Origin of the sequence: Anaerovorax odorimutans DSM 5092, assembly GCF_000426305.1 — a bacterium.
GTDB classification, from domain to species: Bacteria; Bacillota; Clostridia; order Peptostreptococcales; family Anaerovoracaceae; genus Anaerovorax; species Anaerovorax odorimutans.
Map to the genome: position 1 here is coordinate 86,251 of NZ_AUFC01000005.1, position 15,700 is coordinate 101,950.

Annotated in this window: 13 protein-coding genes; 1 reads left to right on the forward strand and 12 read right to left on the reverse strand. The window is 29.1% G+C overall.

Features of this window, described 5'->3' with window-relative positions; all coding sequences use genetic code 11:
* Nucleotides 1-13 precede the first annotated feature (13 nt).
* From K292_RS0103565 to K292_RS0103610, 9 genes are all read right to left on the reverse strand, one after another.
* Entirely contained in the window at nt 14-1,669 is a 1,656-nt protein-coding gene (locus K292_RS0103565; protein ID WP_027398675.1) for a sensor domain-containing diguanylate cyclase, read from the reverse strand.
* A gap of 69 nt (nt 1,670-1,738) precedes the next feature.
* The gene (locus K292_RS0103570) at nt 1,739-3,127 is read right to left on the reverse strand and encodes a penicillin-binding transpeptidase domain-containing protein (RefSeq protein ID WP_051280256.1); all 1,389 of its coding nucleotides are present in this window, start codon (nt 3,125-3,127) and stop codon (nt 1,739-1,741) included.
* Nucleotides 3,128-4,948, reverse strand: coding sequence for an FtsW/RodA/SpoVE family cell cycle protein (locus K292_RS15845; protein ID WP_051280259.1), 1,821 nt, complete (start codon nt 4,946-4,948; stop codon nt 3,128-3,130).
* 244 nt (nt 4,949-5,192) lie between these two features.
* Nucleotides 5,193-7,391: a methyl-accepting chemotaxis protein gene (locus K292_RS15850; protein ID WP_051280261.1), complete on the reverse strand. Its 2,199-nt coding sequence runs from the start codon at nt 7,389-7,391 to the stop codon at nt 5,193-5,195.
* Between the two features lie 653 nt (nt 7,392-8,044).
* Nucleotides 8,045-8,731 (reverse strand): response regulator transcription factor, encoded by a 687-nt coding sequence (locus K292_RS0103590; protein WP_037372389.1) that lies wholly within the window; start codon nt 8,729-8,731, stop codon nt 8,045-8,047.
* Nucleotides 8,728-9,867, reverse strand: a complete 1,140-nt coding sequence (locus K292_RS15855) for a sensor histidine kinase (protein ID WP_051280263.1) — start codon at nt 9,865-9,867, stop codon at nt 8,728-8,730. The genes K292_RS0103590 and K292_RS15855 overlap by 4 nt, the downstream gene beginning before the upstream one ends.
* A 1-nt stretch (nt 9,868) precedes the next feature.
* Nucleotides 9,869-10,621: an ABC transporter permease gene (locus K292_RS0103600; RefSeq protein ID WP_027398678.1), complete on the reverse strand. Its 753-nt coding sequence runs from the start codon at nt 10,619-10,621 to the stop codon at nt 9,869-9,871.
* Between the two features lie 36 nt (nt 10,622-10,657).
* Complete coding sequence (locus tag K292_RS0103605) at nt 10,658-11,392, reverse strand: ABC transporter ATP-binding protein (protein WP_027398679.1); 735 nt, start codon at nt 11,390-11,392, stop codon at nt 10,658-10,660.
* Nucleotides 11,393-11,466: 74 nt separating this feature from the next.
* Entirely contained in the window at nt 11,467-12,321 is an 855-nt protein-coding gene (locus K292_RS0103610; RefSeq protein ID WP_027398680.1) for a hypothetical protein, read from the reverse strand.
* A 480-nt stretch (nt 12,322-12,801) separates the two neighbouring features.
* Between K292_RS0103610 and K292_RS15860 the strand changes: the two genes are divergently transcribed.
* The gene (locus tag K292_RS15860) at nt 12,802-13,194 is read left to right on the forward strand and encodes a cupin domain-containing protein (protein WP_084145884.1); all 393 of its coding nucleotides are present in this window, start codon (nt 12,802-12,804) and stop codon (nt 13,192-13,194) included.
* 48 nt (nt 13,195-13,242) lie between these two features.
* On the opposite strand, the gene K292_RS17680 is transcribed toward K292_RS15860, so the two are convergent.
* From K292_RS17680 to K292_RS0103630, 3 genes are read right to left on the reverse strand one after another with little or no spacing between them, the layout of a single operon-like run.
* A complete protein-coding gene (locus tag K292_RS17680) occupies nt 13,243-14,124 on the reverse strand; it encodes a TIGR03943 family putative permease subunit (protein ID WP_051280265.1) in 882 nt (293 codons plus the stop codon).
* Nucleotides 14,125-14,133: 9 nt separating this feature from the next.
* Nucleotides 14,134-15,231 carry a permease gene (locus tag K292_RS0103625; RefSeq protein WP_207637154.1) on the reverse strand — a complete coding sequence of 366 codons (1,098 nt, stop codon included), beginning with the start codon at nt 15,229-15,231 and terminating at the stop codon, nt 14,134-14,136.
* Between the two features lie 4 nt (nt 15,232-15,235).
* Entirely contained in the window at nt 15,236-15,679 is a 444-nt protein-coding gene (locus tag K292_RS0103630; RefSeq protein WP_037372391.1) for a Fur family transcriptional regulator, read from the reverse strand.
* Between the last annotated feature and the right edge of the window lie 21 nt (nt 15,680-15,700).

Below are 15,700 nucleotides of genomic sequence, written 5' to 3' on the forward strand. Positions count from 1 at the left end.
TACTTGAAACCCTTTATTTTATTTTAATTGCACGTTTATTATGATACATAAGCTTATCTGCTTTTTTTAATAAATCATCAAAATTTAATTCTTTATTATTATCACAATTTGCATAACCTACTGCAATATCAAAATTATAAATTGTTTTACAATTAATTTCATCAATATGTTTATTAAAAGAATCAATTGATTCTTCTAAATCTTCTTTTTTACAATTTAGCATAATACATGCAAATTCATCACCGCCGATTCTGTAACAATTACCCAGCTTTGAAAAGTTTTTATTAATGCAATTATAACAATCTACAATTGCTCTGTCCCCCATTAGATGACCATATTTATCATTAATTTTTTTTAAATTATTTAAGTCAAACAAAGCTAGGGTTATATCAGGTCTATTTTCATCCTTAAAAATTTTGCTTACATCCATTAAATACGCAGTCCTGTTTTTTCCTTTTGTCAAAGAATCATGCTGTGCAAGCATTTCATAATATTTTTTTTCTCTACTTGTTTCAATAAGATTCTTAATTTTTAAAGCAATAAAAATACTGATAAATAATAAAAATACCAAACTTCCAATATCAATAAAATTAGATATTACATTGAAATTCTTAGTATAAAAATTAATAATCTCAATTAAACCTGTTATAGCTAAAACAGATAAAGAAACTCCTATGAATTCTGCTTCTTTATTTTTATGTTTTACAATCTCAATTATGATAGCAATACATAAATAAAGTATAGCTACAGTATTTAAAAAATTTGTATAAAAAGTCATTTGATAAAAATCACGTATTCCCCAAATTTGCAATATAACAGAAATCACAAAATTAAAACCATAGACCAAGCAAAATATAATTGTTATTTTTTTAAAATGACCACCTAATGTATGTACAAATAAGATCATAGGAATAAGTACTATCATTATTGTAAATAATGATATATTTGTTACAACAAACTCATTGCCTATAAAAAATTGTAGCATCTTTGACTCTCCCAAAAGCCAAATCGATATTAATATTTCAAAGATTGATAGATATATTAAATTATCAGTATTAATATTTATATATTTTAATGCTCTTAATAAGATATAGCATATAATTCCCATAATTAATAGAATAATGGCAACGAATAATCTAAATCCATAATCTTCTATTAATTTAAAGAGAATAGAACTTTTAGTTCCATAATAAATCGAATTTATCATTCCAGAAAAATCATCATATTTTGAATTAAAAGTAAGTTCAAGTTCCTTTCCCCCGTAGGATTTTAAAAGAGGTATTAAATTCCAAGAACTTCCTACACAAGTATTGAATTTATTATGTGTACCTATTCCATGCCGGTATATTTCCTCACCATCGATCTTAACTATTAAGGACTGCTGAGATGATCTTATACATAAGAATAATCCTTCTTCAAAAGCTTTTGGCAAATCCATTGCTATACTATAGTCACTTCCCTTTGGAACTAATAATTCAGTAGGTAAATTTATTTGCAGCTTGTCCCCACTATCAGTTATATATTTCCAGCCTTCATTAAGATTTTTAACATCTTCAGAATTAAAACCAATATTTCTTCCATTGACATTTGTAGAAATACCTATGAATATTAGTACAATAAAGATAATTATTATATATAATATAAAAAGCTTTTTATCTTTTATTTTCATTGATATTCTTTATCTCCTTTTAAATAATTACATTGTTTTCTAGCACCTTAATACAAAAGACATGGTTCCTTATTCTTCTTGTAATAAATCAACAGCTTTCTGTAATACAGTTGCCGCAACAGGTCCTGCCACCGTTCCTCCCAAGCCTCCATTTTCAACTATAACAGCAAAAGCAAGAGGACAATCTTCTCTGTCCATATATCCAACAAACCATGCATGAGGTTTTTTATCATTACCTACCTCAGCAGTACCTGATTTAGCACAAAGCTCAAGGCCTTTATAATTATTTTCTCCATAAACTTGCATTACATCATTACGCATCATATCACCAAGTTTATCAGCTGTTTCTTTAGATAATATACGTTTTTTCCCAGTAACAGAGGTACATACGTTTGATAATATATTATCCTTTCTAATTCTAGGGGATATGCGAACACCATCATTTGCTATTGCTCCTACATAAGTCATAAAATTTAAGGGATTTGCTAAATCAGTATATTGACCTATTCCAGCCCATGCTAAATCCGCTCCCTTTGCCTCCTTTAAGTCTACCTTTCCCACAGCAGTTTTAATATCATTTACCTCAAGACTTGAATTAAATCCTGCTTTTTCAGCATATTTTTGTAAAGTATTTGCTCCAACATCAAGGGAAATTTCTGCAAAAGCTATATTGCATGATTCTGCGAGTGCTTCCTTGAAGGTAATATCTCCATGACTAGACATACAAGTCACTAATTTACCATTAATTTCTAAGTTCCCTTCGCAGTGATAAGTTTTTGAATCTATATCATCAATGTTATCAATAGCTGCTGCTGCTGTTACTAACTTAAAAATGGAACCCGGTGTATATGTAGCAGATAAAAAACGATTTATATATACACCTTCATATTTTTCCGGATTGCCATCTATATCAGGAGGATTCATAGGGTCAAAAGAAGGAGAACTTACCATACAAAGAATTTCACCTGTCTTATAATTATATACTCCAACTGTTCCTTTTCTTCCATTCAAGGCCTTATATGCTGTAGCACATAGATCAGCATCTAATGTTAACTTTACATCACTACTAAACTTACTCAACTTGTTATTAAATCTATAAGAACCATTAAGGAAATCCCATCCATTTAATCTGTCTGCAAAAACCACTCTTGCACTGGTGATTATATTTCCTCCCGAATCACCAACCGCATGCATAACAGATTCCCTTATTAATTTATTTTCATTATATTTTCCGCTACCCTCTTCAATCTTAAAAAGGAACTTTCCATTCCTGTCATAAATTGTACCTGTATTCATAAGCTGTCCATTTGCATATATATGCTTATTGGCAGGATACTGAGCCCAATCAGAAGCCTCTTTAGTATATTTTATGGAAAAAATAATAAGACCTATAACAAGGAGTAAAGAAAGTATCAAAACTCCTAAAGCTCGCTTTGTTATTATTTTCAAATCATTCACCTATTCCTCTTCATCTAACTCATATTCATCATATTCATAAATATTATCTTCATTTTCTTCATATATTACCTCTTTATCAGGTCTGTAACGATCATCAGCAGCTTTAACAAATGCTAAAAGAGCCCATGATGTAATCATAGATGATCCTCCGTTAGATATAAAGGGTAATGTTACTCCTGTTAAAGGTAAAAAATCTATCGATCCAAAAATATTCAATATTGTCTGCATGAGATATATTGAAACTGCTCCGCTAGCTGCTATGGCATAAAAAGATGATTTACATCCTCTTATTATAAATACTGCAAAGATTGCAAGAAAGACAATAATTAAAACTGCTGTAACACCAACAATAAGTCCCCATTCTTCACACAAGATTCCAAATACCAAATCAGTATCAGAAGCAGGAATATTCACAAGGAAACCTCTCCCGCCGCCAACACCTAAAAATCCTCCGCTAGCTATAGCAATCATTGTACGAGTCTGCTGATATCCTAATGAATCAGCAAACTCCCAAACATGCCCCCAAGCCTCAAAACGAGCTGCAATATACGGTATAAAAGATACAACTACAAAAGCTCCAAGTATTGCGCCAGAACATATTAAAGCAATAGTTCTAAAATCTCCCGAACGCATAAACGCAATTACCAAAAAAGCTCCAAAGAAAATTACCGCAGTTCCCAAATCACTCATTATTATAAGTGCACCTATGCATATACCTGAAAATCCTATAAAAGCAGTCAAATTACGAGTAGTAAGAAGCTTGTCTAAAGTAGCTGTACCGGCAAGTACAAAAGCAATCTTTACAAACTCCATTGGCTGGAATGTTATAAACCCTAAATTAATCCAATTTCTAGCTCCAAAACGAGATTCACCCAATATTAAATTTAATAACATCAAAAGAATTGAAAATACAACAAGAATATATTTTAATTTACGAGCTCTTGTCAAATCATTTATAATTACTTGGAGAATGAAGTATACTATTATACCTAAAATTATTGCTATTAATTGTTTAAATAAAAAAGCAGGAGCTGCCGAAGCCACAACAAGCAAATTTAATCCACAGAGGAAGAATATTATTAATTCAAGCTCCAGATACTTTTTACTGTATTTTTTTAATATTAGATAATAGAAACATTCAACAATGATAAACAACAGAAAAGTTAATAATATAGAAGTATTTTTATCTTCCCATGAAGATAAAAAAATTTGAATACTCCCTATAAGTTGAAATATCAAAATAAATAACAAAGTCTTTCCGGAATTAATGTTTTTTGTAAGATTAAAGAAATTAAAGAAATGGTTTTCTTTTTTATCCTGAGTAGGTTCAGACAAATGAAATAGAAAATCAGCTGATGCAAGTGAAACCATATCCCCATCTTCAACCATTTCTGAATTATCAACTTTATTTCCATTTACAAAAACACCCCCTTTTGATCCAAGATCAGTAACTACCCAATTACCCTCACTATAAGTAATTACCGCATGACTCCTTGATATAAAAGGAAGATTTATAACTATATCAGAAAGTTTACTTCTGCCTATGGAATTTTCCCAATGCATTATAGGTATTTTATAACCATTTGGAATATCTAAAAATCCCCATACAGTATTATACCCTGCATTACTTAAAAGAATGGAAATGCAGCGAAAAAAAATCATAACTGCCAATACTGGAATAATCCATCTAAAGACCAACGTATAAATTTCAGCAGGATTTATATAATTTGATAAAAAAATTCCAAATTTAACACCTATGTTTTGCGACCATACAACTACTGTATTTAGCAATTGCTCTATAATATCTAAAATATTATCCATATCAATTCCTTTTAATGCTTATTTTTCTCTAATGTATCAATAAAAAACATTACATATTATACATTCTCATTATATCACCGGTACATAAAGTTTAATATCTTTTATTTTTAGTATTAATATTTTATTAATATTTAAAAACCAATATTTATTACATAATAAAAAGACCTTATGCATTTTTAATAAACATAAGATCTTTTTAGTTAAAAATTATTTATACTAAATATTTTATTTAAAACTAATTTAATTAATATTTAACATCTGAATCATCATCTTTTATATCATAATCTTCTAAATTTGAATTATTATCATATTGTACATCATTTATAGACTGAGGATTATCCTTTAATATAAATTGATTAACCATATCCTTTAACATTTGTGCTTGACCTGAAAGTTCTTCACTGGCTGCTGCACTTTCCTCTGCAGTAGCTGAATTAGTCTGAACCACAGATGAAATCTGATCTACACCTTCTGTAATTTGTGAAATTGCTATAGCCTGCGAATCCGAAGCTTCTGTTATATCATTTATTAAAACAACTACATTTTCAACAACATCCACAACTGACATCATAGACTTTTCCGTTTCCGTTACAATATTTGTGCCATTTTCTACAGCCTTGACTGTTTCTTCAATCAATCCTGTAGTATTACGAGCAGCTTCTGCCGATTTGCTAGCAAGGTTACGAACTTCTTCAGCAACAACAGCAAATCCCTTACCTGCCGCTCCTGCTCTTGCTGCTTCAACAGCTGCATTTAATGCAAGAATATTAGTTTGGAAAGCAATATCATCAATTGTCTTTATAATTCTTCCTATTTCATTTGATTTATTGCTTATTTCAGATATAGCTTCAATCATTTCTTTCATCTGCTTATTACTTGCATCAACTTTATTACCTGCATCTGTAGCCGCTATATTTACATTTTTAGCATTTTCAGCACTTCTTTTAACTTGATCAGAAACTTCTGAAATTGTAGCAGACAATTCCTGTAATGAACTTGCTTGTTCCGTTGCGCCCTGACTTAATTCCTGAGCTCCAGCTGATACTTGTTCTGAACCTATAGATACCTGATCTGAAGATTGATTAATATCACCCATTACATCATTCAAATTATTAATAATATTTTTCATTGAATTTTCAATTTGCTCCCAATCACCAACATAATCGGCAGATATATCTACATTCAAATTTTTATTTGCAATGCTATCTAAAACATAAGATATATCTTGTATTATAGTTTTTAAAGTTTTTGCTGTATCATCAAAAGTCTGAGTTAAAATACCTATTTCATCTTGTGATTTTGCTTCAAGATAGATATCAAAGTTACCATTGGATATATCTGTTGCTGCCTTCACTACATTCTGTATTGGATTAAGCATTTTTCTAAGCACAAAAATAACTATAATAGCAATAGCAATAAGTGCTATAGCAGATATAATAATCAACCATAATACTGTAGTAGTTACAGCTTTATTCATATCTTTTATATCTACTTCTGTCAATGCCCACCAGTAAGTATTTCCTGCTTTTATAGGATAAAAGAATCCATTTACTTTCTCCTTATCAGAATTAACCATTTTCATAGAAAAAGCTTCACCTTTATCAAATAATTTCATTGCTTTTTCAAATTCGCCATCTTTATAAAAGCCTGTCATACTTTTTCCCACATCACCTGGATTCTCATAATCATAAACAATAGAACCATCATTATCAAAAATAGTAGTATACATACTAGTATAACTTTCATTTTTTACATCTAATTTAGAAAAATTTGATATATTAAAATCAGCCATAATGACACCTTTTACTTCGCCATTATATAGAATTGGGGTTGCAGCTGTAACCATTAATATACCATTATACTCATATGGCTTTGTAAATACCATTTCTTTCTCTTGTGCGGCTTTTTGATAATATTCTTCTGTTGAATAAGCAGAATATTCTCCAAAAGGCTCAATTGTATCATCATCTGTTTCACTAGTATAAAATGCATAACTCTCAATATTTTTATCAAATTGATATGGTTCAAACATTACTCCAACCCCGACTATATCCTCATTATTTACAACAGTATTTCTCGCTGTTTGTGTAATATATCTTTCCATTTGGTAATTGGAATCGCTTATCTCTTTGTTATATATTGTACTTATATTTTTATCTTCTTCAGATTGTTCGTCCGAATTCTCAACTTGGTTATTGGAATACTCTTTTATAACATAACTTTCTATATTTTCAGCAGTAGATTCTGTTTTTTCTATAATCTCCTGAACCTGAATACCATTTGATTTTGAAATATTATTAAATTCTCCTACAGTACTGTTTTCAATTGCTTTTCCTGTAGAAATAGCTGAAAATCCTATAAGTATTATAAATATTACTATAAGCATAATTAATATAAGAATTGCTGTTTTGGTTGCTAAATTCATTTTGTTGAATAATTTCATTTTAGATTCCTTTCTACATTTCTAACAATATTACTTGTAATTTCACATTTTAATAAAAGAAAATATAACCTTAATTCCCACCATAAAAGTATAAGCCTTTATAAATATGCAATTAAATAAACATTAGATATGTTGTAATCATGATTTGTTGTACAAAATGCTTTTAAAATAAAAAGTAAAACATACCTAGCTGCAAAGATTTTTATCATTCATGTCTCCCTTCCTGTTTACTATAATAATTTCTTTATTAATTGCTAATAAAACTTATCCTAATATTATTAAACAAAATTGTATATAAATCAATATTTTATGCACAAGTTGACATATATCTGCACAAGTTGACAAAATAAGACTTAGTTTTATATATTTTTATACTTTTTTTACTTTATTATCCATATAATATATTGAAATATTCTTAATTTTGAATAAATTTATACGTTTTGAACTACAAATGCATATTTTGTAATTTTACAATTAATATAACTTAATCTATTACATTGATATAATAGATTGGTATTGATAAAATTATAATAAAAAAATGCAACCCACATTATATTAAGTCGCATTTCTATTACATATCACATATATTCTAATAATAAACAATATTAGATTCCAAAATATTGAACTTTAATTATCTTATTGTGTATTTTTTATCACCCTTTAAATCTATATCCAACACCCCAAACTGTTTCAATATATTGAACATTATCCATATTTGATTCAATTTTTTCCCTGATTCTCCTAATATGTACTGTAACCGTAAAAACATCTCCTATAGCATCCATTCCCCAAATACGGTCAAAGAGATGCTCTTTAGAAAAAACTCTATTTGGATTTTCTGCTAAGAATAATAATAAATCATATTCTTTAGCAGGCATATTTTTTTCTTCACCATTTACAAATACCCGTCGCCCGTCCTTATCAATTTCAAGACCTCTAATTTTTAATACTTTGTTATTTGTAGAATGAGTTCCTGTTAATCTTTCATACCTTGAAATATGGCTTTTAACACGTGCCATAAGTTCATTTGGGCTAAAAGGTTTTGTCATATAATCATCAGCACCCAAACCTAAACCTCTTACTTTATCAATATCATCTTTTTTAGCTGATAAAAAAATAACTGGGGTATTCTTTTTTTCACGTAATTTTACGCACAACTCAAATCCATCCATGCCGGGAAGCATAATATCAAGTATAATCAATGCATAATCATTTTCAATTGCCATTTCCAATCCTTTAACTCCATCACCTACCACATCACATTCATATCCATTGATTTCTAAATAATCACGTTCTAATTCTGCAATACTTTTATCATCCTCAATTACTAATATTCTCATGTATCTTCCCTCACTCTCAATGGCAAATATATAAATACTTCTGTACCTACATTTTCCTCACTTTTCATCCATATCTTCCCTCTATGCCTTCCGATAATTTCTTTTGCAATAGAAAGACCTAGTCCATTTCCTTTTATATTACTTCTTGAGGCATCTCCTCTATAAAAACCATCAAAAACTTTATTTATATTTTCACTGCTAATTCCATTTCCTGTATCGGAAATACAAATCAAGACTCCTTTTCCATCTGTTTGAGTACTCATAAAAATACTTCCATTTTGCTTATTGTATTTAATAGCATTTGATATTAAGTTATCCAACACTCTTTTTAATTTACTGCAATCTGCAACTACAAATAACTGTTGTTCTAAAAATTTATATTCAAAATCAAGACCTACCAATTCAATATCCCTCTTGTAATCCTCTACAACATCTTTTAAATATGAAGTAATATTCACATATTCAAAGGAGAATTGCATTCTTCCTAATTCTAGTTCGGAATACTCTGCCATATTATCTAATAATTTCTCAAGAATAAGTGCCTTATTATAAATAGTATCCAAATATCTTGATTGTTTTTCCGGAGTATCCGCAACCCCATCCTTAATACCTTCGATATAGCCCTTAATAGTTGTGACAGGAGTTCTCATATCATGTGAAAGATTAGCCATGAGCATATTACGTTCTTCTTTATTTCTATACTGTTGATCTGCAGTTTCCTTTAATTTTTTTCTTATTTGATCAAAAGATTGACATAGTTTATTAATCTCCAAATCTTCGCAAGCTAAAATTTCGAAATCAAGATTTCCCTCTATAATATTTATTGCTGCTTTTTGCAGTTCTTTTATAGGTTTTAAAACACTTCTTGACAAATTAAAGCTAAGTAAAACACATGTAAGTAAAATCAATCCTCCAACTAAAAAAGCCCAAAAAACTAAATATATAATAAGAGTGTTATCTCTTCCAAGATCTTTATGAAAAACTTCTTCAAATCCGTTAATTATTATTAAAAAACCATTTCTTTCACTAACTGAAAAAACAAATAAAAGCAGCAATGACACAAAAAGTACCAAAACTGCTGAAATAATAACCATCAATATATTTGTTCGAAAAAATCTTCCTTTTATAGATTGCATATCATACTTCTCTTCTCTCAAATAAATAATAACCAATACATCCAAAAATCATTCCGTAACTAATCAGTATTCCCATCTTTATAATTATCGCTTTAAACGGCATTAAAATGCCTAAAAACAGATTATGCCATTGTAAATATCCTGTGAAAAACAATCCACTCATAATAGGTACAAGAATACCAATTACATAAAGAGCAATATATATTATAACACAAATAAAAAATGCAAGGGATGGACTGTTTGTAAATTGATTTAACATAGCTACAAATAATATTAATATAAATAATGGTATTAAATCTAAAGAATATGCCAAAAAATTCTGTCCAAAATTTACAATTGAATTTGTTGTTATGACTTTCATAACAGTAGTAAGAACAAATAAAAATAATAAATATGCACCAGATAAAATCAATATTGCAAATATCTTTGAAAAATATTGTTTAAACCTGCTTACAGGTCTCATAAAAGTAGCTCTTATAGTTCCATCATTTACTTCCCCTGAAAACAAATCACATGTTGCCATGAAAATAATTAACGGTATATATATTTGCACAAAAAACGCTAACATAGTCATAGGCATATTAGAAAAAACAAGAGATGTGGAAATCATACCCGATGATGCTTTACTTATTACCAATTGGACCAAACCACTTAGTAGACATATAATAATTTCAATAATTAAAAATACCAGAAATTTCTTTCTTGATATAATTTTTTTTAATTCATTTTTCAAACTCGCTGTAAAAATTCTCACAAAATCCTCCTAATTTTTATTAATATAAACATATTGTTAAATAAGTACAGAACCTCTTTTTTCTTTAACAATAGATAAAAAATAATCTTCCAAAGAAGGATTTAACCTTAATGCATCCTCTATAGATTCAAATGATAAAAGTTCTCCTTCATGTACAACTGCAACTTTATTACATATTTTTTCAATTTCAAAAGCCAAATGACTTGCTATTAAAAAAGAAGTACCTTTTTCAGCTGCCATCTTTGATATAACTTCACGAATCTCAACAGTTCCTTCAATATCCAACCCGTTTGTAGGTTCATCTAAAATAACTAACCCCGGGTCAGATAAAATAGCCATTGCAAGTCCCAAACGCTGTTTCATTCCCAATGAGAATTTTCCTGCTTTATCCTTTCCGTATTGGCGTAATCTTACCACATCTAAAACATGATTAATCCTTGCCTCATCTACATTAGAATAAAAACGTCCCATCATTTTTAAATTATCAAATGCAGATAAATGTTCATAAATTGCCGGTCTTTCTATTAATCCCCCAACATTTTGCAATGTTTTTTCCACATCAATCTCTACATCATTGCCAAAGATGGAAACGCACCCTTCATTAGCATGACAAAGGCCCATTATTGTTTTCATTATAGTAGTTTTGCCTGAGCCATTTGGTCCAAGCAAACCTACTACGTCCCCTTTTTCTATTGAAAAAGATATATTTTTAACCCCTCTTCCGTTTTTATATAATTTACTTAGATTTTTAACATCCAAAACAGTTTCCATAATATCTCATCCTCTTATTTCATTACAATATTCCGACAGGAAATTCCCATCGGAATATTATATAGTATATTTTATTATTCTGTTATTTCAACAGTATCCTCGCCATTTTCACATTCTTTACCTTTAGGATCAAATATATCCGCTGTGGTTTTTTCATAATCACTTACTTTTAAATTAGCTTTTAAAACTGCATTATGATTGTTGCCGCTTAATGTAGCTTCCATACTATTTTTTACAATTCTTCCCTGTTCATCTAATGATACCTTAACATTAACATTGTCAATATACGGATCATTTCCAAATTTAGAAAAGACTTCATCTTCATAATCTGAATTATTATTTCCTGCTGTAAACATTAAAGATAAACCTGCATTTACAATTTCAGGGATTTGATTACCCGAAACATTAATTGTATAGTTACTGATACCATCTTTTGAGGATTCCAATACTACATTGTTTTTCAAGTCTCCTACAATAGTATCTGTAAGAAGTTCTGCAAAACGAACAGCTTTCTTTGAAGTCGCATCATCCAAAGGGATCAAAGTTCCATTTTTATTTCCACTATTATAAAAATAGTAACTGTTATTTCTAATATCATAATTATAAACCTTGTCACCTTCTCTATAAGTGCAGTCTTCCCAAACATAATCATCTTCATTAAGTGAATCTGTATTTTTCTGATAACTACTGCTGTTTCCATCTGAGCACTTATAGTTGCCTATATTATTCATCATTTCCTTTCCATCTATTGTAAGTGTCATGTCATAATCAGCTGTGAAGTTATTCTCTTCAAAAGCTAATTGCTTTAATGCATTTTTGTAATTTGAATACCCATTTGCATCGTCAAAGTTTGCGTATACAGTTGTTGTAAGTACAAGCATACCAACTATTAAACAAACTAAAGTCATAAAATGTTTTTTACGTCTCATAATCCTAAATCCTCCTTAAAACTTTGTAATTAAATATTTAATATGCAGATACTCTGTAATGATTAAGCCCTGCATCCTTTATGTTTTTATTCTAAACCATAACTTTTAATATTATATAACTAAATTATTAATAAATTATTAACAAATATTAATTAACTATAACTTACTAAAGCTTTATAACTTTCAATAAAAATAGATAGTATAAAATATTTTGTGTAAATAAAAATGAGAAGTCACTCGTATATAGGGTTATAATTTTAAGTAACCAAACAAAAAATTTAATCAGTAGGACTTCTCTATGACTAATGATACCAAAAATTAAAGAAATCCTATACAATAATTTAGGATTTGAAAACTAAAATCTTAGTTATGTAATTCAATAGATGCTTTTTTTCATTTTTTGCCTATTTTAATATTAAAGCACAATCTAAAATATTAGGCATATGATAATATTATAAAATTGCGAAAGGAGTGAAAAATATGCATTATACGCTCATGGATTTTGGACCGGAACCACTTGTTTTAAATATTGATAAAGTTACAAAACATAATGATACTTATCGTACAGCTTTATGGACAGGAGATAATTTACAAGTTACATTAATGTGTATTAATCCCGGAGATGACATAGGGTTGGAAACTCATCCCAATGTGGATCAATTTATACGAATTGAAGACGGTCAAGGAATTGTTAAAATGGGAGACACAAAAGATAAACTAGATTATCAAGAAAGAATATATGATGACTATGCAATTATGATACCTGCAGGAAAATGGCATAATGTAATCAATACAGGGAATAAACCCCTTAAATTATACGCCATCTATGCCCCTCCCGAACATCCTCGTGGTACAATTAATAAAACAAAATAAGAAAAAATGTAAAACGTTTCTGAAAAACTCAGAAACGTTTATTTACTTTTAATAAGGATATATATAGTCTTGTTCAGGTTTCTCAATTGGCTCAATACTTTTTACTTCAAGAGAAGGAATAGTTTCTCCATTCAATTCAGTTTTTTTAATAGTACCTGTTACCCTTACCCAAGAATCCATTTTTAGCTCCGAAGATTTATCATAGTTACAAAGTAATCCTACAGTTTGCATATCAGCAGCACAGCACACCATCATAAGCCTTCCAAGAACAAAACTGGTATCAGGGAATTGCTGATTATCTTTAAATACAAAACCATAAGCTTCAACTCCTACACCTTCATAATCGTCTATATCAGAATAAAATTCATTCAAATAATGGTAAAATTTGTTACTATCCATAACAATATTGCCGTTTTCTATATCATAATTTGATCCGCTGCCATCATAGTTTTCGGAAAAGCTATCAAATTCTTCATCATAATTATCTTCATTATTTTCATCATTTGTACTATAACTGTTTTCTGGCTGCTTATCATTATTTTCATTGTTTGCAGTTTTACTGTTTCCCATACTGTTTTCTGTTGACAATTGAACAGAGCTTACATTTTTTGCACTTGAATCAAATTCCATAGGAGGAATAATGAAAGCCATAATTAAAGGTATTACAAAAAAAATTAACATTGAAACTTCCACTTTATCATTATTCTCGTTTATCTTCTTTTTTTTAACAAAAGTCTGATATATTAAAATAAACCCAATTATAATCATTGCTGCCGCAGCAAATAACATAAAAGGAATATTTCTCGGATGCACATATTGAGTAACTGACGAGGTTGTTATCGTTACAATAAAAAAAGCGGCAAATCCAAGAAGTACAAAAATCTCTATTAAAATATTTATATTATAAACCCATGCATTTTTTGATTTCATTTTATCCCCCTATAAAAACAAAGTTCCCATGAAATAAATCATTATAAAATTAATAAAAAAAACAAAAATACATAAACCAAAGACAAATTTCTTTTTAAAGCTTCCTAAAAGCATAAAAATATTTTTAATATCCATCATAGGACCAAAAACCATGAACCCCATTATAGAAGCTATTGAAAACTTATCTATAAAGCTTCTCGCAATAAAAGCATCTGATGTTGAACAAGCTGAAAATAAAAATGCTGCTGCCATCATAATAAAAAGAGATAAGCCATTTTGTGTATAAAGGTTTATAAAGACTTCTCTAGGTATTATAGCTTGAATCAAGCTTGTTATAAAAGCACCTAATACAAGATATCTTCCCACGCCAAAAAATTCTTCACCTGAGTGCAAAAATAATGCTTTTAGCTTTTCATTTAAACTAATTTTATGGCTTACATGATTATGACCGCAGCATACGCAAGAGCAATCATGTGTATGATGTATATCATGTACATTTTTTAATGCGTCTTCTCCAAAGCCTGTAAAAAATAAAATAACTCCTATAATCAAAGCAATCATTAATCCAAATATAACTCTAAGTAATGCAATTTGCGGCTGACCCGGGAAAGCATATAAGGTTGATAAAATAACTATTGGATTTATAATGGGAGCTGAAAACATAAAAGTTAATGCAATTGGAAGCGCTACTCCTTTTTTGACAAGACCGGTCATCACAGGAACGATTGCACATTCACATACAGGGAATAGTATACCTCCAAACATGGCGGTAAGAAAACCTAGTCCATATTTTCTGGGAAAAACCTTAACAATAAAATCATCTGGCACAAAAACATGCAATGCTGAAGCTACAAATACTCCCACAAGCATAAAAGGAAATGCCTGCATAAGAATACTTATAAAAATAGTGTTAAAAACTTTTAATCCATTAAGGCTTAAATTATATGTTTCAATTGTACGTAAATACGAAAAAACTATGTAACATAGTGCAAAAACCATAATTATAATTGATAAAGCAACTGTCTTATCTTTCTTTCTCTTTTCTTTATCCTTTGAATAAATTTCTTCTTCTAACCCAATTTCCATGCCCTTCATCTTTTCATTCATTAAATCACTCTCCAATTAATCCCTTTTTTTGACATTCAGGACAATATCCATATATATTTAACTTATGTCCTGTTATAATAAAATCTGTCTTCTCTTCAAGAAATTTTTCATAATCTCCTAACGGACAATTTTCAATAGATAACATTTTTTTACAGCTTATACAAACAAGAAAATGTTTATGTGCTTTATTATTATATTCATAAAGTGCTTTTTTCTCATCTGTAACAATATGTTTTAATAGTAATTCTTTATTATATAAAGTCTCCAGTGTCCTATAAACAGTAGATAAATTAATAGAAATATTATTTTCTATCAAATGATAATATATCTCTTCTGCATTGACAGGCTGTTTTACATTTTTTAAAAATTTTAAAACAGCTACTCTATGTTTAGTATTTTTCAATCCACTGTCTTTTAACAAATTCTCAAGTTCTATATTTTTATCCATATCTTGTATTCTCCATTTATT

Bases quoted from the DNA above. Each gene is read 5' to 3' on its own strand.
- K292_RS0103590 (WP_037372389.1), bottom strand. From the start codon at position 8,731: ATGAGAATATTAGTAATTGAGGATGATAAAAGTATTGCAGAATTAGAA.
- K292_RS15850 (WP_051280261.1), bottom strand. From the start codon at position 7,391: ATGAAATTATTCAACAAAATGAATTTAGCAACCAAAACAGCAATTCTT.
- K292_RS0103610 (WP_027398680.1), bottom strand. From the start codon at position 12,321: ATGAGACGTAAAAAACATTTTATGACTTTAGTTTGTTTAATAGTTGGT.
- K292_RS15845 (WP_051280259.1), bottom strand. From the start codon at position 4,948: ATGGATAATATTTTAGATATTATAGAGCAATTGCTAAATACAGTAGTT.
- K292_RS0103565 (WP_027398675.1), bottom strand. From the start codon at position 1,669: ATGAAAATAAAAGATAAAAAGCTTTTTATATTATATATAATAATTATC.
- K292_RS15860 (WP_084145884.1), top strand. From the start codon at position 12,802: ATGCATTATACGCTCATGGATTTTGGACCGGAACCACTTGTTTTAAAT.
- K292_RS0103625 (WP_207637154.1), bottom strand. From the start codon at position 15,231: ATGAATGAAAAGATGAAGGGCATGGAAATTGGGTTAGAAGAAGAAATT.
- K292_RS0103605 (WP_027398679.1), bottom strand. From the start codon at position 11,392: ATGGAAACTGTTTTGGATGTTAAAAATCTAAGTAAATTATATAAAAAC.
- K292_RS0103630 (WP_037372391.1), bottom strand. From the start codon at position 15,679: ATGGATAAAAATATAGAACTTGAGAATTTGTTAAAAGACAGTGGATTG.
- K292_RS15855 (WP_051280263.1), bottom strand. From the start codon at position 9,867: ATGCAATCTATAAAAGGAAGATTTTTTCGAACAAATATATTGATGGTT.
- K292_RS17680 (WP_051280265.1), bottom strand. From the start codon at position 14,124: ATGAAATCAAAAAATGCATGGGTTTATAATATAAATATTTTAATAGAG.